This is a genomic window from Microbacterium sp., assembly GCF_026393345.1.
Lineage (GTDB): Bacteria > Actinomycetota > Actinomycetes > Actinomycetales > Microbacteriaceae > Microbacterium.
This window is the reverse complement of record NZ_JAPLAI010000051.1, coordinates 15,081-37,598: the sequence shown is the minus strand read 5'-3', so window position 1 is coordinate 37,598 and position 22,518 is coordinate 15,081. Positions and strand designations below refer to the sequence as shown.

Genomic DNA, 22,518 nt, shown 5'->3' with positions numbered 1-22,518 from the left:
CCACGTCTCGCCGAGGTGAGCGTCGTACTCGGCCATCGTGCGCTCGCGCTGCTCCGCGCCCAGGAGCAGGTGGAAGTCCTCGACGATGTCGCGCAGCATCCGCTGCTGCTCCGGGTCGAGGTCGGTCGCGCAGATCCCTTCGGTGGGCACGACCCGGTTGTCGCGGAACGCGCCGCCCACGTGTCGTTCGTCGGCGGGGTGCAGCCGACCCTCGGGCATCCGGGGGTCGAGCACTGACTCGAAGACGACGGCCTTCTTTCGCTGCTCCGCGGTCAGCGACGACGACAGCGCGCGCGCCAGCCGCTCACGGGCATCGAACAGCGGCGGGCGGCCCTCGGCGAGCGCCGGCTCGCCGCCGATGAACGTCGGCGCCACGACCTCCCGGCCGCCGACCGCGCTGAAGTTCAGGCACACGTGGTGGCCGAACAGCTGCCAGCCCCACGGCTGGTCCGTCGCCGGCGTGCCGAACATCGACACCCAGAACGAGCGGTTGTTCATGACGTTCGTGAGGCCGGTCAGCTCGCCGAGGTAGCCGTTGAGGTCCATCGCCTCGCGCACCCGCGCGGTCCCCTCGGGACTGAGGGATGCGGCGAGCAGCCCGAGGAAGGCCTCGGCCTGCGCGTCGGCGAGGTCCTCGAGGCGAATCCCGTTGCGGTGGAACACGAACTCGGGGTTCGACCAGCCGCGCCACTCCGGGCCGTCCATCGGGTAGCTCACCCGCCGGCGCTGGTCCTCGTACAGGCTGTCGAGGAACGCGTTGGCCGCGGCGACCGTGGACGCGTCGTTCCCCCCGCCGGGGGAAAGGGGGTAGAGCCCCTGCCGCACGGTGCCATCGGTCGTGACGCCGGCGAACGGCTCCTCGTACAGGCTGTCCCAGTCGGCCAGCAGGGCGCGCAGGAACTCGTTGCTCTGGCGCTCCGCGGTGAACCGCTCGTACGTCATGTCACGCCACGGCGCGAGCTCGTCGGAGTCGAGCGGGTAGAGAAAGTCGCGGAAGTCCTCCGTCGTCAGCAGCACCGATTCGTCGCGCCCGCTGACGCGAGCGGTCGTGAAGAAGCCGTCGATGTCCTGGTCGTCGGTCACTCCGCGGTCCCTTCCGTCGTGGTGGCGTTCTCCGCCGAGGCGGCGGTGTCCCCGCGGTCGCGGAGCCGCGCGCGGGAGCCGTTCGTGTAGATCGCGGCGACGATGTCGTCCGGGGTCATCGGCGCCGTGAGTTCACGCGTGATGACGCCGTCCTCGAAGACGAGCACGCGGTCGCACAGCATCGACAGCACGTTCTCGTCCGCGTCGGCGACGAGCACGTGCGCGCCGGCTTCGGCGGCGTCGTGGACGGCGCCCACGATCGTGCGGCGTGCGCCGACGTCGACCGCCTGGGTCGGCTCGTGCATCACCAGCAGCGTGGGAGAGGTCGAGAGCCACTTCGCCAGCAACACCTTCTGCTGGTTGCCGCCGCTGAACGTGCCGACGACCGCTTCCGCGCGCGGCGGCCGCACATCGAGCTGGCCGATCCAGTCGGTGGTGCGGTCGCGCTCGGCGCGGCGTCCGTTGGGTAGGAGCGCCCTCCTGCGCAGTGATGTGTGCGGGAACGAGACGTTCTCGGCGACCGTCATCTGCATGGCGAGGCCTGCGTGCTCGCGCCCCTCGGGCAGCAGCGCGATGCCGTGCGCCATGGCGGTGGAGGGGCTGAGTCCGGGCACCCGGATGCCGTCGCCCGAGGTGCTGGGGAGGCGGATCGCGCCGCCGGTCGCGCGCTTCGCACCGCTCACGAGGTACGGCACATCCTCGTAACCGGAACCGGCGATGCCGGTGACTCCGACGACCTCGCCCTCGCGGACGTCGATGTCGACGCCGCCCAGCAGGTTGCTGCGCAGGCCCGTGATGTGCACGGTCGACTTGGCGTCGAACGACGTCTCGAGCCGGGACACATGGGTGTCCACGTCGCGGCCGAGCATGATGCCGGTGAGTTCGGCCTCATCCATACCGGCCACGTCGAAGCCGGATGCGGCGGTGCGGCCGTCGCGCAGCACGGTGACACGGTCCGCGGCGTCGAGCACCTCCTCGAGCCGGTGCGTGATCATGAGGATGCCGGTGCCGGTCGAGACGATCTCGTTGAGCAGCGCGAAGAAGTGCTCGAGCGAGCGGCGGCTGAGAGCGCGGGTCGACTCGTCGAAGATCATGACGCCCGAGCCCGGCTCGCTGTCCTGCAGCGCGCGGGCGATGGCGACGGTGGACCGCTCCTCCTCGTGGAGGGCGCCCACCTTCGCGTCCAGCGGGACGGAGCGGCCGATGCGCGCGAGCGAGGCTTCGGCCTCGGCGCGTTCGCGCTTCCAGTCGATGCGGTGCAGCACGCCGCGCGCCCGCAACCGGCCGATGCGGAGGTTCTCGAGCACCGTGTATCCGGGCAGCAGCCCGAGGTTCTGGTGCACGGTGGCCATGCCGCGCCGGCGGGCCTCGTCGGGGCGGACGGGCAGCTCGAACGGCTCTCCGTCGATCGACACGACGCTGCCCGGGTCCGGCGTGTACAGGCCTGACAGGATCTTCGCGACGGTCGACTTGCCCGAGCCGTTCTGGCCGACGAGGGCGTGGATCTCGCCCGGCCGGACGTCGAAGGCGACGTCGGTGAGCACGCGGGTGTTTCCGAAGGTCTTCGAGAGCGAACGGACCTCAAGCCGCGCCGGAGGCGCGGGCGTGACCGCCCGCGCCTCCTGGTTTGTTGCTGTTACTGCCACAGTGCCACGAAGTCCTTCTTGAACGACGTCGGTCCGAACCACTCGCCGGACAGCGCCGCCTCGTCGGTGAGGTTCTCGGGCAGCGTGTCCGCGGTGAAGAGGCGGATCGGTTCCTCGCCCGGCACGATCTCGGCGACCGGGGTACCGGTCAGCAGCCGCAGCAGGGTGTCCGCCTGGCGGTAGCCGATGAGTGCGGTGGGTTCGGCGGCCACCGCGGCGAACTGACCGGCCTTGACACCCTCGATGGCGCCGAGCGTGCCCGAACCGGTCAGGAACTTGACGTCCGTGCGACCGGAATCCTGGATCGCGCCGGTGGCCTGCGGGATGTACTGCGCGAAGTCGGTGATGAGGTAGCCGATGTCCGGGTTGCTGATGAGCTCGGCGGCGATGTTGCTCTGCAGCTGAGCCTGCGTCGCGGTGGAGATGTCGACGGTGGCCGCCACGGTGCACCCGGGGCAGTAGCTGGGCAGGTCCTCGAGCGCGTCGCTCATGAACTTGGACGACCAGTAGCCGTCGGCAGAACGGCTGACGAGGATGACGCCCTCGCCGTTGGAGTCCTCGGCGATCCAACGCAGCATCGCCTCGTCGGTCGCCGGCGCGCCGGACGGGATGTAGGCCAGGGACTCATCGGCGGGGAAGTCCTGCTCGTTCGGGCCCTGGTCGGTGATAATGACGGGCAGGCCCGCCTCCCGCGCCTTGGTGAACGCCTCGGCGCCCATCTGGTACGGGATCGCGTCGGCGATGACGCCGAGCGCGCCGGCCGCGATGGCCTGGTCGACGCACGAGGCGATGTTCGCCGGGCTGCCGTCGGCCGGGCAGGACTGCACCGTGATCCCGACCTCGCTGAGTGCTTCCTGCAGCGACGACTGGATCGCCGCGAAGGTGGGCGCCCGCAGGGTGATCGGCACGTAGAACACGGTGCCGCCGGCGAACGCGTCGACGCCTTCGATGGGGTCCGTCGGCACCGGGTACGACTCGGCGGGCTGGGTCACCGTCTCCAGGTACGCCGCGTTCTCGGACTCACCCGATGCGGCGGACGACGAGGATTCTGCGGCAGGGGTGGAGCTGGCACAGCCCGCGAGTGCGAGGGCGGCGGAGGTCACCGCGATGAGGGTGAGACCCCCACGGCGAGCGAAACGATGTGTGCGGGTTTTCATGTGATGCGTTTCCTTCTTGACTTCGTCGGCAACGGAATTGCTGTGGGATGGGTAGGGATGGATGGAACGTCTATCTGGCTTTTCGCCCGAGCACCGTGGACACCGTGACGGCGATGATGAGCACCGCGCCGTAGAACACGTTGGGCACCCAGATGTTGGAGTTCGTGCCGATGAGCGCGAGCTGCAGCCCGAGGGTGCCGGTCGCGAGGAAATAGGCGGCGATGAACGAGCCGAGCGGGTTGAACTTTCCCGGGATGAGGATCGCGGTGCCGAGGAACACGGTCGCGAACATCGGGAGCAGGTACGTCTGCGCCGTCGCGGCATCGAATCCGCCGATCTTCGCGGCGCTCAGCACGCCGCCGAGCCCGGCGATGACGCCGGCTGCGACGAACGACCCCAGCCGGATGCGGTTGACCCGCACGCCGGCCAGCCGGCTCACCTCGCGGTTCTCACCGACGAACCGCATGTTGCGGCCGAGTGGCGTGAACTGCAGCACGTAGGCGAAGCCGAGCATCAGAATGAGGCCCAGGAAGAAGCTGATCGGCAGACCGAGCACGTCGGTGTTGACGATTGCAGTGAAGTCGCGCGGGATGCCGCTGATCGGCTGGGCGTTGCTTACCCAGATGCACAGGCCCGCGAGGACCGTGCTCATACCGAGCGTCACGACGATCGTGTTGACACCGGCCTTCACCACGAGCAGCCCGTTGACGAGGCCCACGAGCGTGGAGGCGGCGATCGCGATGAGCGCCGAGATCCACACGTTCGTGTGGAGGTTCACCGACAGCACCGCGGTGATGGTGCCGGCGAGGCCGTAGTTCGCGGCGACGGACATGTCGACGAACTCCCCGACGATGATCGTGCACAGCAGACCCGCCGCCAGGAAGATGATCTCCAGCTGTCCGCTGAGGATCACACGGGGGACCCCGGGGGTGAGGAACCGCTCCGGCGTGATGAACGCGAACACCACGATCATGAGGATCCAGACCCCGATCACGGAGAAGCGGGATGCCCACCAGCCGAAGTCGAGGGGAGTGCGCTGTGGAGCGATGGCCGCGGAGATGACCGTGAGGGTCGGCTTCTCCTTGGGAGACGTCAGGTTCGTCATCGACTTCTCTTCCGTTCTCGCATCATTGCGATCGTGTGCGACATCGTATGTGATCCTCGCTCAAATGTCATCGGCGACGACGTGGTTCTCGATGAAGCCGAGGCCCTCGATGTCCGCGCGCACCACGTCGCCGACCCGCAGGAAGTTGCCCATGGGTGCGCCGATGCCCTGCGGCGTTCCGGTCAGGAGGACGTCGCCCGGCATGAGCGTCATGACGGTCGTCAGGTACTCGATCTGCTCGTAGATGTCGTAGATCATGTCGTCGGTGACGTGGTCCTGACGGACCTCACCGTTCACCGTCAGCACCATGCGGAGCTGCAGCGGGTCGTCGATCTCATCGTCGGTGGTCAGCCACGGTCCGATGGGGCCGTGCGTATCCCAGCCCTTGCCGAGGATGAACGTCGGCGACTTCTTCTGCAGCCAGTCACGCACCGAGATGTCATTCGTGACGACATAGCCGGCGATCACGTCCCGGGCGTTCTCGCGGGTGACCCGGCGGCACTGCGTGCCGATGACCACGCCGAGTTCCACCTCGTAGTCGAGTGCGTCCGAGATCGCGGGCTTCACGACGTCGCCGAACGGGTCGTTGAGGCTGGAAATCTGCTTGTTGAACCACAGCTGGCTCGTGGGAGTCGCGATGCCTGCGGCAGCGGCCTCCTCGGCGTGCTCCCGGTAGTTCATGCCGATCGCGAGAACCTTCTGCGGGTCGTCGATCGGGTTGCGCAGAGTCACCTCGGTAAGGGCATGCGAGTCGCCGGATGCCGCGGCCAGCGCGGGCTTCAGCTCTTCGAGGCGGGGCAGGATCGCCCGCAGCGATGCGCCGCCGGCGGCCTCCGTGATGTCGACGATGCGGTCGCCCTCGACCCGTCCGAGGCGCACCTCCGAGTCACCGACCTGGAAGCGTGCGAGCTTCATTTCTCCTCCTTGGTGGTCTCTGCGGCCTGTTCGGAGGGGAGCTTGCCCCACACGCCTTCGCTGATCGGGGTCATCTGGAAGCTGACGAAGCGCCAGGCGCCGTCGGTGCCGCGACGCAGCACCTGGGTGACCCAGCCGGACAGCGGCACCGGAATCACCAGCCGATCCGCGGCCGTCAGCCCAAGGCTTTCGCCGACCATGTAGCCGTTGTTGAGAATATTGTAATGACTGAGGGTCGCGCCTTTGGGGAAACCCGTGGTGCCCGCGGCGTGAATGTGGACGAGGGAGTCGTCGAACAGTTCGGCGAGGGCGTCCAAGTCCACGGCGATGAGCGCGGCCTGGCGCCGTGCCTCGACATCGAGGATCTCGGCGCGCACCTCGTGGGTGGGGGCGATGTCCGTCGTCATCGGGAGACCTCGACCTCCGCGGTGCGGAAGCCGGTAGCCTCGGCCGCGTCGCGACCGGGACGCGGCGCCCCCACGAGGGCGTGGTAGGTGCTGAAGATCTCGTCGGCCTCGGCCAGGGGCAGCACCTGCTCGATGTCGTCGAAGGGCTTTCCCTCGGTGCGCTCGGCGACGATGCGGCGGATGACCTCGTAGCCCTCGCCCCGCATGTTGAGCATGATCCGGTTGACGGGCACGCGGCGGACCGCGTCGTAGGCCAGGAAAGCGGCATGCGGGTCGTCCGGGTGCGCGACGAGCTGCTCGACGAGCACGCGCCCGTCGATCATCGCCTGGGTGATGCCGTTCCCGCCGCGCGGGTACATGGCGTGCGCCGCGTCGCCAAGGAGCGTGACACGGCCGTCGACCCAGCCGTCGAGCGGTTCGTGGCGGATGAGGGGGAACATGTACACCTCGCGCGCTTCGCGCATGAGGCGCTGGACATCGAGGAAGGGGATCTTCACGGTGTCGTACAGCGGGATGACTTCGCTGATGTCGCCGGTCTGGTTCCAGTCCTCGATGCTCTCTTCGCCATTGGTCTCGGCGACCCAGTTGACGAGCGTCTTGCCGGTGCCTTCGAAGTCGTTGGCGATCGGGTAGACGATCATCGACGAGATGTGGGGGTCGCCGATGTGGAGGATCGTGTGACCGTCGCGGAACGGTTCCATGAGGGTGGTGCCGCGCCACATCGTGATCCCGGAGAAATGGGGCTCGGCCATCGCGGGGAACATCTGCCGGCGGATCGCCGACTTGATGCCGTCGGCCGCGATGACGGCATCGTGGCGCACCTGATCGGTGCGTCCGTCCTCGTAGGAGATGTGCAGCGTGACCCCGTCGGCGTCCTGCTCGTAACCGGTGACGCGCGCACCGAGCTTCACGGCGTCGGCACCGAGGCGCTCGACCGCCACGTCGAAGAAGAGCATCTGCAGGCGCCCGCGGTGCACGAAGCGCTGCTCGTGCACGTAGCCGGCGTGAACCCCGCACTTCTCCGCGTAGATCTCCTGGCCGTAGTGGTTGAAGAAGATCGAGTCCACCGCATCCACCGAGATGGCCCGGAACTCCTCGAGCAGCCCGAGGTCGTCGATCTCGGCGGTGCCGACCGTCTTGATGTCGACGCCGACACCGAGGGGCTTCAGTTCGGGTACGACCTCGTAGATGGTCGGGCGGATGCCCTGCTGGTGGAGGCGGAGCGCCGTGAGCAGGCCGGCAGGTCCGGCGCCGACGATCGCGATGTCCGTGGTCATGTTTTCCTCGCTTCATTCCCGTGCTGCGGGCCCGAGAGGATTCGCTCGGCCCTGAGCTGCAAGTCATCATACGCGAAATCGCACACGATTCCACACACGAAATCCGTGAAGACTCGTATGCTGGTTCTGCAACCAACGAAGGAGCACCCATGCCGGTCGTCGACATCAACATCCATCACCTCCCCGAAGACCTGTTCACGAACGAGAAGATCCTGGGCGGGTTCCTCAACTCGGCACCCCGCGGATTCGGCGAGATCGCCAGCGTCATCACGATGGAGAGCGGCAAGAAGCAGCTCATCCTCGAGAAGCCCAAGGGGTATCAGAACCTCAACTACGTCGAGGGCGACTACTCGGCCGAGTCCAAGCTGACGGCAATGGACGAGGCCGGCGTCGACTACGGCATCATGCGCGTGCCGGTGTGGCAGGAATGGCTCGGCCTCGAGACCTGCCGGGCGGTGAACGACAACGCCGCCAAGATCGTCGAGGAGTCCGGCGGTCGGTTGTTCTCCACCGCCTGCGTGCCGCCGTGGGGCGGCAAGGAGAACATCTACGAGCTCGAGCGCTGCCTCGACATGGGCGCGGTCGGCGTGCAGCTGGCCTGTCACTACGGTCAGCTCTACCTCGACGACGAGGTCTTCGAGCCGTACCTGCGGGTGCTGAACGAGAAGAACGTGCCCGTCATCGTGCACCACACGCCGCTGCCGGTGGAGTGGCGCTCGGTGATCGACTACACGAACCTGCGGCGCGAGTTCGGCCGGATCATGGACCAGGGCGTCGCCGTCGGCCGCGAGCTGTTCAGCGGCATGTTCGACAAGTTCCCGAACCTGAAGTTCATCCACACCATGTTCGGCGGCAACTGGTTCGCGAACGCCGCGCTGCTCACCCCGCACAAGCCGGCGAAGGCCGAAGCGATGAACCGGCTCGACCCCACCGGTGGCGAGAAGATCAAGCAATACCTGAACGAGAACATCTTCTTCGACATGACCCACCCGCATTCGTGGGGGAAGGCCCAGGTCGAGGCTGCGGTCGAGATCAGCGGTGCGGACCACCTGCTCTTCGGATCGTCGTTCCCGGTGTTCTACTCGTGGATGAGTCAGGGCGTGGAGTTCGTGAAGAACGAGATCGATGTCACCGATGAGCAGCGCGATCTCATGCTGTACGGCAACGCGAAGCGGATGTTCGACCTGCCGATCTGACGGTTGTGACGGATCGGGGAGTCCGGGGACCGGCTCCCCGATTCTTTTTTACGCAGGTGTTGACACGCCTCGCACATATGGATAGATATATATGTACCAATATGTGTTCCGTTCGATGGCCGAGCGGAATCTACGAGGAAGTAGGCGGTACAGACACATGACCCTGCAATCAGTTCTCATCGTGGGTGGCGGCATCGGCGGACTCTCGACGGCGATCGCGCTGCGGCAGAAGGGCTTCGAGGTCACCGTCATCGAGCGTTACCCCGACCTCCATGCGTCGGTCTTCGGCGTCGGCATCATCCAGCCCGGCAACGCCCTGCGCGCGCTCGACATGATCGGATGCGCCGACGCGTGCATCGAGGCCGGGTACCCGGCCAAGCAGTGGGGCCGGATGCTGGACGCCGAGGGCAACCACCTGCGCGACATGGCCGGAGTGACCATCGAGGGCACGGATCTCCCGCCCCTGAACGGCGTCACGCGCCCGAAGCTGCACGAGATCCTCACGAACCGAGCGCTCGAGGTCGGCGCGGACCTGCACTACGACGTGGAGTTCGTCTCGCTCGAGGAGGGCCCGGACTCGGTCACCGCGACGGCGAAGGACGGCCGTACCTTCACCGCCGACATCCTCGTCGGCGCCGACGGGGTGCGCTCGAAGGTGCGCAAGTACGTGTTCGACGGCGCCGAGATGGAGCCGCAGTACATCGGGCAGTCGGCGTTCCGCATGAACATGCCGCTCCTGCCGGAGATCGACTGCATCGTGCTTCAGGGCGACGACCAGGGCATGGCCGGTTATGTGCCAATCGGACCCGACCTGGCGTACATGTTCTACAACGCGCATATGGGCACCCACGAGCGCATCCCGCAGGACCAGCTCGCCCCGCGGCTGCGGGAGTACCTGGCGCGCTTCGGGGGTCTCACGGCCCGCGTGCGCGACGAGTTCGTGACCGACGACGCCGAGATCGTGCTGCGCCCGGAGGAGTCCATGGGCACGCCGCGGCCCTGGCACAAGGGTCGCGTGGTGCTGATGGGCGACTCGGTGCACGCGATCACCCCGCACCTCGGCCAGGGTGCGGCGCAGGCCATCGAGGACGGTGTGGTGCTTGCCGAGGAGCTCGCCGTCATGGGCGACGACCTCGACGCCGCGTTCCTCGCGTACACCGACCGTCGCTACGAGCGCTGCAAGCTCATCGTCGATACCTCGCTCGCCATCGGCGAGTGGGAGATGGGCCGCAAGCCCGGCTTCGACAACGTGTCGGCGACGATCCACGTGCTCGACGTCATGGCACGGCCGCTCTGAGTCAGCCGTAGCGCCGTCGTGGCCCGGCCTCGGACCCCCGAGGCCGGGCCACTCTGCGTCCGCCGCCACCTCGGGTGGACCGGGATGAACTGATGTGGGGCACCGGGCTCAGCGGCGCGGTGTGCCCTCGCCCTCGAGGGATTCTTCGTGGCGGGCCACGGCCTTAAGGGTGTTGAGCTGGTGCTGCTTCATCGCGGCTTCGACCCGGGGGGAGTCCGCGCCGTGCTCGATCAGGTCGAGGAGTTCCTCGTGCTCGGCGATGGAGGCAAGCGGGCGGCCCGGCGCATAGAAGTAGCTCGTCCGGCGGACCATGTCCAGGCGGGTCCACTCGTTGCGGACCAGGTCTACGAGGTGCTCGTCGTCGCACTTGAGGCAGATGAACTCGTGGAATTCCCGGTTCAGCGAGCCGAAGCGTGCGAGGTCGTACTGCTGCAGCGCGACCTCCATCTCGCGGTCGAGCGAGCGGGCGTGGGCGATGTCGTCCGCGGTGAGCTCCGGAGCGGCCAGCGCCGTCGCCAGCCCCTCGATGCGTGCCAGGAGGCGCATGGTTCGCTGCCATGCGCCGGTGTCGAAGGTCTTCACCACGGCACCGACGTTGGGGATGATGTCCACCCAGCCTTCGGCCTCCAGGCGCCGCAGCGACTCGCGCCAGGGCACGGAAGAGATGGAGTGCTCGCGACCGAGCTGGTCGATCACCAGTCGCTGGCCCGGGTTGAACGTGCCGTCCATGATCCGTTCGCGCAGGATCTGGTACGCCTGTTCGGACTTCGTCGTCGCCATCGCACCTCCTCTGTTCGTCGCGGGACCATCAGGGCCTCCCCGGCGCGTGATCACCGAGGGCTATCGTATCGAGGATCGCACACGATCTGGGGTTCTCGTCGCGATCACACGCCGCAGCATCCCGGCGAGTGTGGCGTCTTTGGAGGCGCCGGAGCGGACCAGGACGAACGCCCGCAGCGGTCGCGGTGCAGGGTCGAGCTCTCGTACCGTCACGCGGAACCGGGCGAGGCTCGCGCCGTCGGGATCGGGGAGGATGCCGGAGGCCATGCCCGATTCGATCAACGGCAGGCTCGCCTGGATCGTCGTCTCGCTGCGGATCTCCGCCGGGATGATGCCGTGGCGACGGAACGCCTCGTCGACCGCCTCGGGCAGGCTCGGTACCGCCGCCGTCCGGCTCGGCAGGACGACGCTGCGGGCATTGAACGCCTGCAGCGGCAGCGGAGAGGGTGCGTCATCCTCCTCGGGCGGGAGCGCGGCGACGAGGGGGATATCGCCCCAGTCCACGAGCTCGAACTCGTCGCGGTGCTGCGCGGCGAACCGGGGCGCGTCGGCCACCATGACCGCCGCGGCATCCACCGCGCGCTGGCGCAGCATGTCGATGGCCTGCCAGGGGGGTGGATCGAGCAGCCGCACTTCGACCCCAGGGGCGTCGCGAGCCTGGAGGCGCAGCAGCGCAGGGACCCGGTGCCACATGAGCACCGGGACGGCCGCAAGGGTCAGCGTCCCGGCGACCCCCTCGCCGAAGCGCCGCAGCTCGACGCCGAGCTCGTCGAGCTCCGCCAGCGCCCGCGTCGCCCCCTGGAACAGGCGGCGCCCTGCCGGCGTCGGTGCGACGCCCCGGGTGGTGCGGGTGAGCAGGGCGACCCCGAGTTCTTCTTCGAGGCGGCGGACCGCGACCGACAGAGAGGGTTGCGCGAGGTGCAGCTCCGCGGCGGCCGCCGTGAGGGAGCCCGCTCCAACGACCGCGACGAAGTAGCGCAACTGACGGAGTTCCATAGAGCAAACCCTATTGCGTCCCCATCGGCATAAACATGGTCTATGGCTGCGGTAGTCGATCGGGGACTGCCGGGATCACAGCCCGGCTGTCAGCCTGAGGGGGTACGAGACCCGATCGAGAGGAGCCGGCGATGCTGCCGACCACCAACCCGCAGCCCCCGTTCGCCATCACGCGTGCGAGCCACGTCCGCATGCAGGTGACCGACCTCGCCGCATCCCGCGACTTCTACCGCGACGTCACCGGCCTCGTGGTCACCGAGGAGACGGACGACGCGATCTACCTCCGTGGCTGGGAGGAGGTCGCGCACCACAGCCTCGTGCTCGAGCGCGGCGACGAGGCGAAGGCGCTGCAGATCGGACTCCGGGTTCGCACCGACGACGACATCGTCCGAGCCGAGCAGTTCTGCAAGCAGGCGAATCTGACCTACCAGCGTGTCGAGCTGCCCGAACAGGGCCCGACCCTCCGCTTCGTCGACCCGGTCGGCACGCATATGGAACTCACCTCCTCGATGAGCCTGCAGCCGCGGCGGCACCAGGACTTCGCCGACTTCGTCGCCGGCGCCCCGCAGCGCCTCGACCACTACCAGGTCGTCACGCACGACGTGCAGACGGCGACCGACTTCTGGGCGGGCCTGGGCATGCGCCTCGCAGAGTTCACGGCGACCGACGGCACCGACGAGCTGTGGGGCAGCTGGATGGAGGTGAAGGGCAACACGCACGACCTCGTCTTCACGAACGGCCGTGGCCCGCGCCTGCACCACTTCGCGTACACGGTGCCCGACGCCACGTCGCTCATCCACGCCGCCGACGTCGCGGGCGACCTCGGCTTCGGCGACGAGATCGACCGTGGTCCTGGGCGCCACGGCATCTCGAACGCGCTGTTCCTCTATCTGCGGGACCCCGACCAGCACCGGATCGAACTGTTCACGACGCACTACCAGTTCATCGACCTCGAGGACGAGCCCATGCGGTGGGACCTCTCGAACGCCGCCCGAGCGCAGCTGTGGGGGATGCCCGCGACCCGTCGCTGGTTCTTCGAGGCCAGCGAGTTCCCCGGTGAGCCGGTGCACCACCCGCTGCTTCAGGCGACGCCCGCCACGCTCGAAGACGTGCTCGGCATCCACTGAGCGCGCCCCGTGCGAAACGGACAGAAGAGGAACAGCGCCTGATGACCGTACTCGACCCCGAGCTTCGGGCGCTGCTCGAAGCCACCCCGGTCTCCACACTCAGCAGCGCGCTGCGCAAGCGCGGGCTCGGCGACGTCTTCATCGACGGCGTCGCAGCAAACCGGCCCGGACACCGCATGGTCGGCACAGCACGCACCCTGCGGCTGCTGCCGTTCCGGGCGGACCTGTTTGCCACGCACGGCGGCGGGTTCAATGCACAGAAGCAGGCGATCGACGCGCTCGGCGACGGCGACGTGCTCGTCGTCGACGCGCGGGGCGTCCGCGAGGCGGGCACGATCGGCGACATCCTGGTGACGCGTGCCAAGGTGCGCGGCGCGGCGGGTGTGGTGACCGACGGCGCGGTGCGCGATGCCGCGCAGATCGCCGCGATCGGCCTGCCGGTGTTCAGCCAGAGCGCGCACCCCGCCGTGCTCGGCCGCCGCCATGTGCCGTGGGAGCACGATGTGCCGATCGCCTGCGGCGGTGCCACGGTCATGCCGGGTGACGTCATCGTCGGCGATGACGACGGCGTCATCGTGATCCCGGCCGCGGTCGTCGCCGAGGTCGCCGCGGACGCTGCGGCGCAGGAGCGCGAGGACGCCTGGGTGGTGGAGCAGGTCGAGGCGGGCAACCCGATCGATGGGCTGTTCCCGCCGAACGCGGAATGGGCGGCGAGATATCGCGCGGCCACCGAGCACGAGGAGCAGCGATGACGATCGAGATCGTGCGCGATGTCGAGTACACGAGCGGCGGGATCCGGATGCGGGGGATGCTGCTGGCCGCATCCGCACGGCAGGAAGCGCCCACCGTGGTGCTGATCCACGACGCTTTCGGTCTCGGCGGCTTCTCGCTCGCCGAGGCGGAGCGGTACGCGGGCCTCGGCTACACGGTGTTCGCCGCGGACGTCTGGGGTGACCGCGCCACCGAGACCGATTCCTCCGCCATCGGTCCGCGCATCGGTGCGGTCGTCGGCGACCGAGACGCGTGGATCGCCCGGATCGCCGCCGCCCACGACACCGCACGGGCACAGCCCGAGGTGGACCCCGAGCGCATCGTCACGGTGGGCTACTGCTTCGGCGGCGCCTCCGCCCTCGAGTTCGCCCGCACCGGTGGGCGGGTGCGGGGCGTCGTCGCGATCCACCCCGGACTCGACCTGCTCGATCCCGGCGCTGTGTGGACACCGGCCCCGGGCCTGAACGTGCTCGTGAGCGCCGGGGCGATCGACCCGATGGCCACCCCTGAGCAGCGGGCGTCCCTGCAGGCCGGGATGGATGCCGCCGAGGTCGAGTGGGAGCTCGACCTCTACAGCGGGACGACGCACGCATTCACCAACCCGCACCTGACCGACTCGCCGCATCCCGATCTGTTCGCGTACGAGCCGCGGAGCGCCGCGCGGTCGCAGCGGGCGACGACCCACTTTCTCGTGGAGATCATCCCGGGCGTCACCGGATGAGGGAACCGTTGCGGGCGACATCCCCACGGTTCACCGCGAGGATGTTCGCGGTGTTGGCGCTGCTCACGGCGCTCGCACCGCTGTCGATCGACATCTATACCCCCGCGCTACCCGCGATGCAGGCGGATCTCGGCGGGCCCGACTGGCTCGCTCAGGCGAGCATCACGGGATGCCTCGTCGGGATCGCCCTCGGGCAGCTCATCTGCGGCCCGCTCAGCGACCGCCTCGGCCGGCGCCCGGTCATCCTCGTCGGCGTCCTCGGGTGGACCGTTGCCTGCGGGCTGAGCGCGCTCGCCACGGACCCGGTGATGCTCCTCGCCGTCCGAGTGCTGGTGGGGCTCTGCGGCGCCGCCGGGATCGTGGTCGCACGCAGCGTGATCCGGGACGTGTCGTCAGACGGCCCCACCGTCGCCGCGCGCATCGGCCTGCTCTCCACCGTGACCGCGATCGCGCCGGTCATCGCGCCCGTCCTGGGCGCCGGCATCGCCGCGCTCGGCGGATGGCGTGCCGATTTCATCGCGCTCGCCGGAATGGGCGCGGTGCTGAGTCTCGTCTTCGCCCTCACCGTGCCGGAGACGCTCCCGCCGGCCGCCCGCGTCAGCGACCGCCGCGTGGTGCGGTCGCTCCTGCGCGGACTGGCGGATCCCGAGCTCGTCTGGGTCACGGCGGGCATGTTCGCCTTCGGCGTCGGGTTCTACGCCTACGTCGCGACGACCTCGTTCATCGTGGAGCGTGAGCTCGGCTATCCGCCCGCGGTGTTCGCGCTCGTGTTCGGCACGAATGCGGTGGCGATGTTCTCGGCCAACCTCCTGTTCCGGCGAATCGTGCGGCGCCAGCATTCGTCGTTCCCGCTCGCGTTCGGGCTGATGCTGTGCGTCTGCGGCGGCGCGCTGGGGCTCGTCGTCGCGGAGCTCCGTCTCGCCGACGGCGCGCTGTGGCTGGCATCCACGGTCTTCGCCGCGGGTGCCGGGCTCGTCCTGCCCGCTACGCACAGCTGGGGGCAGTCGGTGCTGGTCGCGAGCGGTGCGGCGTCGGCGCTGACCGGGGCGGCGCAGTTCCTGGGCGGCGCACTCGGGTCGCCCCTCACCGGACTCATCGGCGTCGGCGCGTCCACCTTGTCCGCGGTGGTCGTGGGCGGCTCGGTCTGTTCGTTGGTCTGCTGGTGGTTCGCGTCTCGCGGTCGCCGGCGTCGTGTCGCCGTCGGGTAGCCCCGTCGCCCGCTTCGCCGTGGACAGGGCGGCGGGCGATGTGCACAATCTCTCACGGGCGGCGGGCCCGCGTGTCAGGATGGGGCGGTGCGGGCACCTGCCCGCCAGAGCGGGAGGGCGTGGCGATGACCGCACCGGAACACCAGACCACCGAGGCGACCTCCGGGTCGTCGAAGCTCGCGCGCTGGGCCATCTGGGTGGCGATCGGTGCCCTGATCGCCGCCGCGATCGTGAGCGTCGTGTGGGTCCTGATCGGCTCGCAGAACGGCATCATCGGCCGGGCCTTCCTCACCATCGTGTTGCTGGCCGCCTTCGCCGGAGTCGCGATCCTCGAGGCGCATCTCGCACCCCAGCGTCCCGACTGGTTCACGCTCGTCAGCATGGGCAGCTGGATCCTGGCGCTGCTGATCGGAGCGTTCCTCACCTGGATGCCAGAGGGGAACGAGTCGGACGGCTTCGAGGGCATCACGCGCCTCTTCTCGTTCCTGCTCATCGTGCTCGTGCTCCAGCTCGCCGTGCTCCACATCCGCCTGTTCACCAAGGCACTGCAGCGCCAGCCCACCACGTTCAACAAGGTCGTCGGGTACACCACCATCGGCCTCGTCGTCCTCCTCGCGGTCCTGGTGGTGCTGCCGCTCATGCTGAACGAGTGGTTGCACTTCCATGAGATCTACTGGCGCATCGTCGTCGCCGTGACGATCCTCGCCGCGCTCGGCACCGCCCTCGTCCCGCTGGTCAACCTGCTGTTCGCGCCGAAGCGCCCGCGCCCGGCGCCCGTCGCCGCACCGACCTGGCCCACCTACGTCGACGGGGTCACGCCGCTCCCGGTGCTGCCCGACGGCAGCCCGGACTGGAACGCCTATTACACCGGGTACCCGACCGGCTACGCGCCGACGCACACCGCCTCGCCCACGGCGGATGCGGCCTACGCCCCGCACCCGTCGGAGGGTCCGGTCATCACGCCGCCCGAGCCGCAGGCCTCGACCCCGCCGCAGGAACCGACCCCGCCCGCCGGCTACACCGGCTTCCCGCCACCGCCGCCTCTTCCGCCGCAGCCGTCGCAGCAGTGACGCCGGTAGCGTGGGACGCATGACCGCATCCCACGACCTGCTGGAACTCGCCGTCGACATCGCCCGCGAGGCGGGGGAGTTGGCGGCGCGACGCCGCGAGGCCGGAGTGTCGATCGCCGCGACCAAGTCGGCGATCGCGGATATCGTCACCGAGGCCGACCGTGAGGTCGAGGACCTCATCCGACGGCGCATCGCGGATGCCCGCCCCGACGACGGGTTCCTGGGCGAGGAGTCCGGCGCGGGCGAGTCACGCAGCGGCATCACGTGGGTGGTCGATCCGATCGACGGCACGGTCAACTACGCCTACGGCATCCCCGCCTACGCCGTGAGCATCGCCGTGGTCGAGGGTCCTCCGGAGCCCGGCGAGTGGACGGCCCTCGCGGGCGTGGTGTTCAACCCCGTCTCGGGTGAGCTGTTCCGTGCGTCGCGGGGAGAAGGTGCCTGGCTGGGCGATCGACGCCTCGCGGTCAACGACCCGGTGTCGGCGGCGGGCGCGCTGCTGGCCACCGGATTCGGCTACGACCCGGCCACGCACGCGGGCGACCTCGCCCGCCTCGCGAAGGTCATGCCACTGGCCCGTGACATCCGGCGGATGGGTGCGGCGTCGCTCGACCTCGCGAGTGTCGCGGCCGGCCGCCTCGACGGCTACTTCGAGCGCGGCCTGCATCCGTGGGACCACGCCGCGGGAGCGCTGCTCGTGCAGGAGGCCGATGGACTCGTCGGCGGGATCGGCGGAGCGCCTGTCGGGCGGGCGATGACGATCGCCGCGGGACCAGACCTTTTCGCTCGGCTCGTATCCGTCATTAGAGAGTGACTTCCGTGCATGGCATTCTCAGGTCGAGCCAGGTAGTGTTTACCCGTTCGTTATCTTCGTCTCCCGACCGAAGTGGCGACTGACCCGTACAGATATCCTCGTCGCGCCCGCGACACGAACTGAGGCGATTCAGAGTTTTGATTTCCGTAGACACAAAGGCTGAGAGCGCTCCCTTGCGCCGCAGTCGCCGCCCCTCCGCTCACGCGGTCGATGTGCAGCAGGTCTCGGACGATCAGACCGGTGTGATGGATGCGGCAGCCCCTGCCGCCCCCGCCGACGTGCTCGCGCCCACGGTTCCTCTTACGCGCCGGCAGCTTCGTGAACTGGCTGCGAAGGATGCGGCGTTCGTCACGATCAACGACGTTCCGGGTACGTCCGAGCCCGCAGGTACCGCCGTCACGGTCGAAACCGTCGAGCCGGTGGGTGAGGTCGACGCAACTCTGGCCGAGCTCGATGCCGCCGAGGTCGACGCCGCCGAGGAGATCCCCGAGGTCGAATTCGTGGAGGCCGTCCGCGCCGATGGCCGTACGGTCGTCGACGAGTTCGAGGCCGCCGCCCGGCTCTTCTCCTTCACGGGTGAGACGCCCATCCAGGTCGCGGCTGCCGCGATCCTCGAGGATGAGCCGGCCGAAGACTCCGCATCCGCCCCGCACGCGGCTACGCAGCCGAAGCGGGGCCGTCTTCTGGGCCGGGGCGCCGCGTTCAAGCGGGTCACCGCCGCCTCCGCCACGATCGGCGCCATGGGCATCGTCGGGCTCCTCGCCGTCGGCATGACCACCCCCGCGGAGGCCGTCGCCGCCGCATCCGGTACCACCGCGCTCGGCACGGTGTCGCTCGCCTCCGATGTGGCCGCCAGCGGCACGGACGAGATCCAGGCGTACGTCGCCCCCGCCACCGCGACGACCGCGAGCCTCGACCGCAGCGACTACGCCACGGCGACCACGGCGTCGCTGGCGTCCGAGGTCGGGATCACCAACTACTCCACCTTCTTCTCGAACAACCCGAACGCGGCCATCCAGTGGCCGTTCGCGGTGGGTGTGCCGATCACGTACGGCTACGGTTGGCGGTCCGGTGCGCTGCACGAGGGCGCCGACTTCACGCCTGGTCAGGGCGCGCACGTGCAGGCCATTGCGGCCGGCACCGTCCGCATCGCGACCGAGAGCGGCGGCGCGTTCGGGGTGACGGTGCTCATCGACCACATCATCGACGGCAAGCTCGTCTCGACCCGCTACGGTCACATGCTCTACGGGTCGCTGCAGGTCAGCGTCGGCGACACCGTGGTGGCGGGACAGTACCTCGGGCGTACCGGCAACACCGGGCGTTCGTTCGGGGCGCACACTCACGTCGAGGTGCTCGCGAACGGCACGACCGCGATCGATCCGATCGAATGGTTGCGGGAGAACGCCGGCCGCATGAGCCTCGACGGCGAATAAGCGTCTCGGTTTCAGGAGGACGCCTCGGCTCTGGTATTCTCTTCTAGTTGCCCGCTTGCGGGCAGCACGCCCCGATAGCTCAGTGGTAGAGCACTTCCATGGTAAGGAAGGGGTCGTCAGTTCAATCCTGACTCGGGGCTCGCAGCATCCTTCGAAATCATGCCGGATGCAACGCGGCAGGGTAGCTCAGTTGGTGAGAGCGCACGACTCATAATCGTGAGGTCGCGGGTTCAAGCCCCGCTCCTGCTACAAACAAGAACCCCCGGTCTACCGGGGGTTTTGCGTTTCCGGATGTGATGATCTCGGCGTCCGAGTGGCCGCGTCCACCTTGCCCCCGCTCTTCCTGTGCTTGTTCGGCTTCTCCGGTCGTGGAGCGAGTCGAAACGTGCCGGCTTCAGTGCTGCGCCGAGGCCGGGCGCACAGCCTCGGCGAGTCTGGCGCGGACCAGCGCGCCGTCACCGAAGGCTCGCGGCAAGATGTGTCGGCAGATACCACTCGCGAACGATTTCCTCGTACATTCGGCCTAGGTTGGCGCCTCGGCGCATGGTGTCCCATCCGTAGTGCATCAGCCTCTTCTCGAGCTGCGGGGTGGGGATCAGTTTGAACTCTTCCATTTGACGGCGAAGTGTCGTTAGCGCTCCGTGGATGTCCTCCAAGGGCGCCCACCAGCCGTCGCCGCGGCGACCCCAGACATCCAGGCGAAGGTTCGTCGACACGAACACGTCGATCATCTCGAGCGCCTGGGATGCCGAAATGTCGGCACGGCTGGGATGCCGATTACGGATGAAGTCCAACTCGTGAAACTGATAATTGAACAGGTTGAAGAGGGAGTAGAGCTTTGAACGACGGGCGAGAAGCCAGAAGTAGGTGAAGTCCGTGGTCTCCGCGTCGATCCTGTTCAGTGCCGGTATCCTGATGCTCACTGTTTGCTGTTCTGCGTAGCGTGGGTTTTCCACGAGTAGCACTTTTGAAATGTAGTCATTCATACAGACGTAATACGCCGCGTGTAACTCGACATCTACCCAGAAGAGGATCACAGGGACAGACGACCCCATCGCTTCGATCGTTGCGAGTTCCGCGACGTCGATGGGCACAGATACGACGCCGACACGGCGATCATCATCGCCTCGTCGTTCCACGCTCTTGAACTTCGAGACGTTGAGTCGCGGACCGACAATCGCGTCGTACCGTGAGACTTCGGAATCTGTCTTCACCTGCGCGTAGATGTGTTCGCCTGCCGTTTGCGCCCATCCTGAACCATCCTGGAGGAGATCGAATACTTCGATGTGCAAGTCCAGTCCGTAGTCGGGCACAACTTTGCGGACCACCCAATGACCGGGTAACACGCCCTCAACAAACTTCTCCCCCGCGCTCCCGCGACTGTGGTTAGGGTGCAATACCTTCGTCCGCCTTGTTGATTGATTTCCGTCTGCGTTCAAGGGCCGACCTCCCAGCAAGTAACCTGTGCCACATCTTGGCAGGCGTCGGTCCATTGCTGTCGCATATGGAAACCAGAGCAGTGCCCGTGCACGTGCAGCGAGCTCGAATCGTGATGAAGGTCTGCCGGGCGGTCGGAGCGGTGCTCGGCTGAGCAAGCTCAGTGCTGCAGGTCGACGAACGACCGGAGTGCGGCCCGGTACGCACCGCTGTCTGCGCGGGTCTCGTTGGTGACGAGGAGGCTCGCGGGAGTGAGCGTGCGAGTGAAGCTGCCGCGGCAGGGAATCGTCACGATCGTGGTGAGCCCGCGCTCCCATGCCGGTACCAGGGCGGCGAGGTCGCGTCGCTCCGGCTGTTCCTTCAAGGCTCGATCATGAGATGCCATGGCGGCCTCGAACCCGCGTCGCCCCCACTCCTCGTACGACGGGTCGGCGAACGCGTCGTCGCCGAACGCGTCCAGCCATGAGGGCCCCGCCATCTGTTGCAGAAGCTCAAGCCGTTCCGGTGAACCGATCCCCGCCGCCATCGCACGTTCGATCAGGAGCGGGTCGTGCTCGATTGCGGTGTGGCGTGTGATCGCATCCCAGATGCGGGGCCACTCGCGCGTCCATTGTGCGCGCTGATCCTCGGAGAGTGCACGCGACGCGCGCGCAGGGGTGTCGGTCAGCGGAGGCGGAACATCGCCGACAACGGGTAGGTCGTACGCCTCCCGCAGCCACAACAGCTGCAGCAGGGCCTGAGAGCTGTCATCGAGGGTGATAACCATGTCGTGCGGCCAGGGATTGCCCGGCAGCGGTTGCTCGGATCGCATGTGCACATTCTCGCGAGAGCGCCGGGTCAAGAGAAGGAGAGAAGTCAGGATGCGGGCGCGACCGCCCCGCCTTCGACCGCCACGATGCGGTGATCTTCGCTGTGCGTCAGCTCGGTGCGCAGGAAGAGGTCGTCCGTGGGCAGCTGCAGATTGAAGCGCGAGTAGGCGGCGAGGCGCAGCTCGGCCGCACCGACGATGACATCGAGGACGTGCCCGCCGATACTGCGGTCCTCCGCGATGAAGTGCACATGGAGCCCTGCGACGGTGATGCCCTGATAGATCGCCGGTGCCCAGAAGCCGACGAGTGTTCCGCGCGCGTCGGCGAGCACGCTCTCGATCTGCCCGCTCGTGACCTCCGCCAGCGGGCGGTAGGGATGCTCCTGCCGCGGCGTCACACGCACACGGACGGCGGTGAAGACGCCGTCGACGCGGACCGCGTGGAACAGGTTGCGGCTCACGAGACTCTGCTCGACCTGCGCGGTGAACGCCGGCAGATCGCAGTCGGCGATCGGGTCCGCGAACGAGGCGGGGAACCGGCAGACGTCCACGAACGGGAGAATCTGGTCGTCCCTCATCCGGTCGGGCTGCTCGCCGACCGTGCACTCGAACACCTCACCATCGAGCACGATCACCTCGCCGCCGAGCTCTTCGCAGCATCCGATGCCGAAATCGCCCAGGCCCCGCACCTCGGCCACGGTGATCCCCGACTCGTACGTCCCCGCGAGCAGGGCGTCGAGCACGGCGAATTGGGTCACTGCGGCGTCCGCCGGCTGTTCACTCGTCACGTGGCGAGAGTAGCGCGGGGGAGGACCTGCGACGCCGCGTTCGCTCGGCCACGCCTCACTCGAGCTCCCACCACATGACGTCGATCACGCACAGGCCGTCCGCCGTGTCGCGGAAGAAGACGTCGCCGGGGTAACTCGTGCTGGCCCCGGCACCGGGCGGCATCCCTTGCAGGTTGATGCTCCACTGCGGATCGAGGGGCGCCTGCGTGCGCCATCGATGCGCCACAAAGCGTTCACCGGCGACGAGATTCTTCCAGTCGACCCGTTCGCCTGGCACAGCGATCGCGTCGGGGCAGAACAGGTCGGACGTACCGGTCGACGCCATGTCCTGCACGAACGCATCCGCCGCCTGAATGACCGCGGCACCGTCGGCGCCCCAGATCACCGTGTTGAGCGAGCACCCCGTCAGCGTCGCCACGACGGCGCCCGCCCCGACGAGGGACAGGCTCCGCCGCAGTGCGCTCACGGGTCCACCGTAGGGC

Annotated in this window: 21 protein-coding genes, 2 tRNA genes and 1 pseudogene; 11 read left to right on the top strand and 13 right to left on the bottom strand. The window is 68.2% G+C overall.

What is annotated here, in order from left to right; translation table 11 throughout:
• The 7 genes from NT132_RS09855 to NT132_RS09825 all read right to left on the bottom strand — a co-directional run.
• Positions 1-1,083: DUF3500 domain-containing protein (locus tag NT132_RS09855; protein WP_297787915.1), on the bottom strand; the 1,083-nt coding region annotated here is incomplete at its 3' end.
• A complete protein-coding gene (locus NT132_RS09850) occupies positions 1,080-2,729 on the bottom strand; it encodes a sugar ABC transporter ATP-binding protein (protein WP_297787913.1) in 1,650 nt (549 codons plus the stop codon). The genes NT132_RS09850 and NT132_RS09855, both read right to left, overlap by 4 nt.
• Positions 2,720-3,886, bottom strand: a complete 1,167-nt coding sequence (locus NT132_RS09845) for a substrate-binding domain-containing protein (RefSeq protein ID WP_297787911.1) — start codon at positions 3,884-3,886, stop codon at positions 2,720-2,722. Before NT132_RS09845 ends, NT132_RS09850 begins: the two co-directional genes overlap by 10 nt.
• Before the next feature lie 70 nt (positions 3,887-3,956).
• Entirely contained in the window at positions 3,957-4,991 is a 1,035-nt protein-coding gene (locus tag NT132_RS09840) for an ABC transporter permease (protein ID WP_297787909.1), read from the bottom strand.
• A gap of 60 nt (positions 4,992-5,051) precedes the next feature.
• Positions 5,052-5,906 carry a fumarylacetoacetate hydrolase family protein gene (locus NT132_RS09835; protein ID WP_297787908.1) on the bottom strand — a complete coding sequence of 285 codons (855 nt, stop codon included), beginning with the start codon at positions 5,904-5,906 and terminating at the stop codon, positions 5,052-5,054.
• The gene (locus NT132_RS09830; protein WP_297787965.1) at positions 5,903-6,313 is read right to left on the bottom strand and encodes an AMP-binding protein; all 411 of its coding nucleotides are present in this window, start codon (positions 6,311-6,313) and stop codon (positions 5,903-5,905) included. The genes NT132_RS09835 and NT132_RS09830 overlap by 4 nt, the downstream gene beginning before the upstream one ends.
• Complete coding sequence (locus tag NT132_RS09825; RefSeq protein WP_297787906.1) at positions 6,310-7,590, bottom strand: FAD-dependent monooxygenase; 1,281 nt, start codon at positions 7,588-7,590, stop codon at positions 6,310-6,312. Before NT132_RS09825 ends, NT132_RS09830 begins: the two co-directional genes overlap by 4 nt.
• Positions 7,591-7,739: 149 nt before the next feature.
• On the opposite strand from NT132_RS09825, the gene NT132_RS09820 reads away from it, so the two are divergent.
• Together NT132_RS09820 and NT132_RS09815 are read left to right on the top strand one after the other, a co-directional pair.
• Positions 7,740-8,786, top strand: a complete 1,047-nt coding sequence (locus tag NT132_RS09820; RefSeq protein ID WP_297787904.1) for an amidohydrolase family protein — start codon at positions 7,740-7,742, stop codon at positions 8,784-8,786.
• Positions 8,787-8,943: 157 nt separating this feature from the next.
• On the top strand, positions 8,944-10,083 hold the full coding sequence (locus NT132_RS09815; protein WP_297787902.1) for an FAD-dependent oxidoreductase: 1,140 nt from the start codon (positions 8,944-8,946) through the stop codon (positions 10,081-10,083).
• A 108-nt stretch (positions 10,084-10,191) separates the two neighbouring features.
• Here the strand turns inward: NT132_RS09815 and NT132_RS09810 are convergent, their stop codons facing one another.
• Complete coding sequence (locus tag NT132_RS09810) at positions 10,192-10,863, bottom strand: GntR family transcriptional regulator (RefSeq protein WP_297787900.1); 672 nt, start codon at positions 10,861-10,863, stop codon at positions 10,192-10,194.
• Positions 10,864-10,923: 60 nt separating this feature from the next.
• Positions 10,924-11,859, bottom strand: coding sequence for a LysR family transcriptional regulator (locus tag NT132_RS09805; RefSeq protein WP_297787898.1), 936 nt, complete (start codon positions 11,857-11,859; stop codon positions 10,924-10,926).
• A 131-nt stretch (positions 11,860-11,990) separates the two neighbouring features.
• On the opposite strand from NT132_RS09805, the gene hpaD reads away from it, so the two are divergent.
• The 9 genes and pseudogenes from hpaD (at position 11,991) to NT132_RS09760 (ending at position 19,252) form a co-directional block, all read left to right on the top strand.
• Positions 11,991-12,986: a 3,4-dihydroxyphenylacetate 2,3-dioxygenase gene (gene hpaD / locus NT132_RS09800; RefSeq protein WP_297787897.1), complete on the top strand. Its 996-nt coding sequence runs from the start codon at positions 11,991-11,993 to the stop codon at positions 12,984-12,986.
• Positions 12,987-13,036: 50 nt separating this feature from the next.
• A pseudogene (locus NT132_RS09795) lies at positions 13,037-13,738 on the top strand (hypothetical protein); the annotation flags it as partial.
• Positions 13,735-14,478, top strand: a complete 744-nt coding sequence (locus NT132_RS09790; RefSeq protein WP_297787895.1) for a dienelactone hydrolase family protein — start codon at positions 13,735-13,737, stop codon at positions 14,476-14,478. The pseudogene NT132_RS09795 and the gene NT132_RS09790, both read left to right, overlap by 4 nt.
• On the top strand, positions 14,475-15,686 hold the full coding sequence (locus NT132_RS09785) for an MFS transporter (RefSeq protein ID WP_297787893.1): 1,212 nt from the start codon (positions 14,475-14,477) through the stop codon (positions 15,684-15,686). The genes NT132_RS09790 and NT132_RS09785 overlap by 4 nt, the downstream gene beginning before the upstream one ends.
• 125 nt (positions 15,687-15,811) lie before the next feature.
• Positions 15,812-16,756 carry a hypothetical protein gene (locus NT132_RS09780; RefSeq protein ID WP_297787891.1) on the top strand — a complete coding sequence of 315 codons (945 nt, stop codon included), beginning with the start codon at positions 15,812-15,814 and terminating at the stop codon, positions 16,754-16,756.
• Between the two features lie 19 nt (positions 16,757-16,775).
• Complete coding sequence (locus NT132_RS09775) at positions 16,776-17,570, top strand: inositol monophosphatase family protein (RefSeq protein ID WP_297787889.1); 795 nt, start codon at positions 16,776-16,778, stop codon at positions 17,568-17,570.
• Between the two features lie 173 nt (positions 17,571-17,743).
• The gene (locus NT132_RS09770) at positions 17,744-19,003 is read left to right on the top strand and encodes a M23 family metallopeptidase (protein WP_297787887.1); all 1,260 of its coding nucleotides are present in this window, start codon (positions 17,744-17,746) and stop codon (positions 19,001-19,003) included.
• 68 nt (positions 19,004-19,071) lie between these two features.
• Positions 19,072-19,143: transfer RNA gene (locus NT132_RS09765), tRNA-Thr, on the top strand.
• Between the two features lie 35 nt (positions 19,144-19,178).
• A tRNA-Met gene (locus NT132_RS09760) sits at positions 19,179-19,252 on the top strand.
• A 206-nt stretch (positions 19,253-19,458) separates the two neighbouring features.
• Here NT132_RS09760 and NT132_RS09755 read toward each other — a convergent pair.
• The 4 genes from NT132_RS09755 to NT132_RS09740 all read right to left on the bottom strand — a co-directional run bounded on the left by NT132_RS09755 (position 19,459) and on the right by NT132_RS09740 (position 22,502).
• A complete protein-coding gene (locus NT132_RS09755) occupies positions 19,459-20,496 on the bottom strand; it encodes a DUF4365 domain-containing protein (RefSeq protein ID WP_297787885.1) in 1,038 nt (345 codons plus the stop codon).
• Positions 20,497-20,600: 104 nt separating this feature from the next.
• Positions 20,601-21,251, bottom strand: a complete 651-nt coding sequence (locus NT132_RS09750; RefSeq protein ID WP_297787882.1) for a hypothetical protein — start codon at positions 21,249-21,251, stop codon at positions 20,601-20,603.
• A gap of 44 nt (positions 21,252-21,295) precedes the next feature.
• A complete protein-coding gene (gene budA / locus NT132_RS09745) occupies positions 21,296-22,036 on the bottom strand; it encodes an acetolactate decarboxylase (RefSeq protein ID WP_297787880.1) in 741 nt (246 codons plus the stop codon).
• Positions 22,037-22,091: 55 nt separating this feature from the next.
• A complete protein-coding gene (locus NT132_RS09740; RefSeq protein WP_297787878.1) occupies positions 22,092-22,502 on the bottom strand; it encodes a hypothetical protein in 411 nt (136 codons plus the stop codon).
• Between the last annotated feature and the right edge of the window lie 16 nt (positions 22,503-22,518).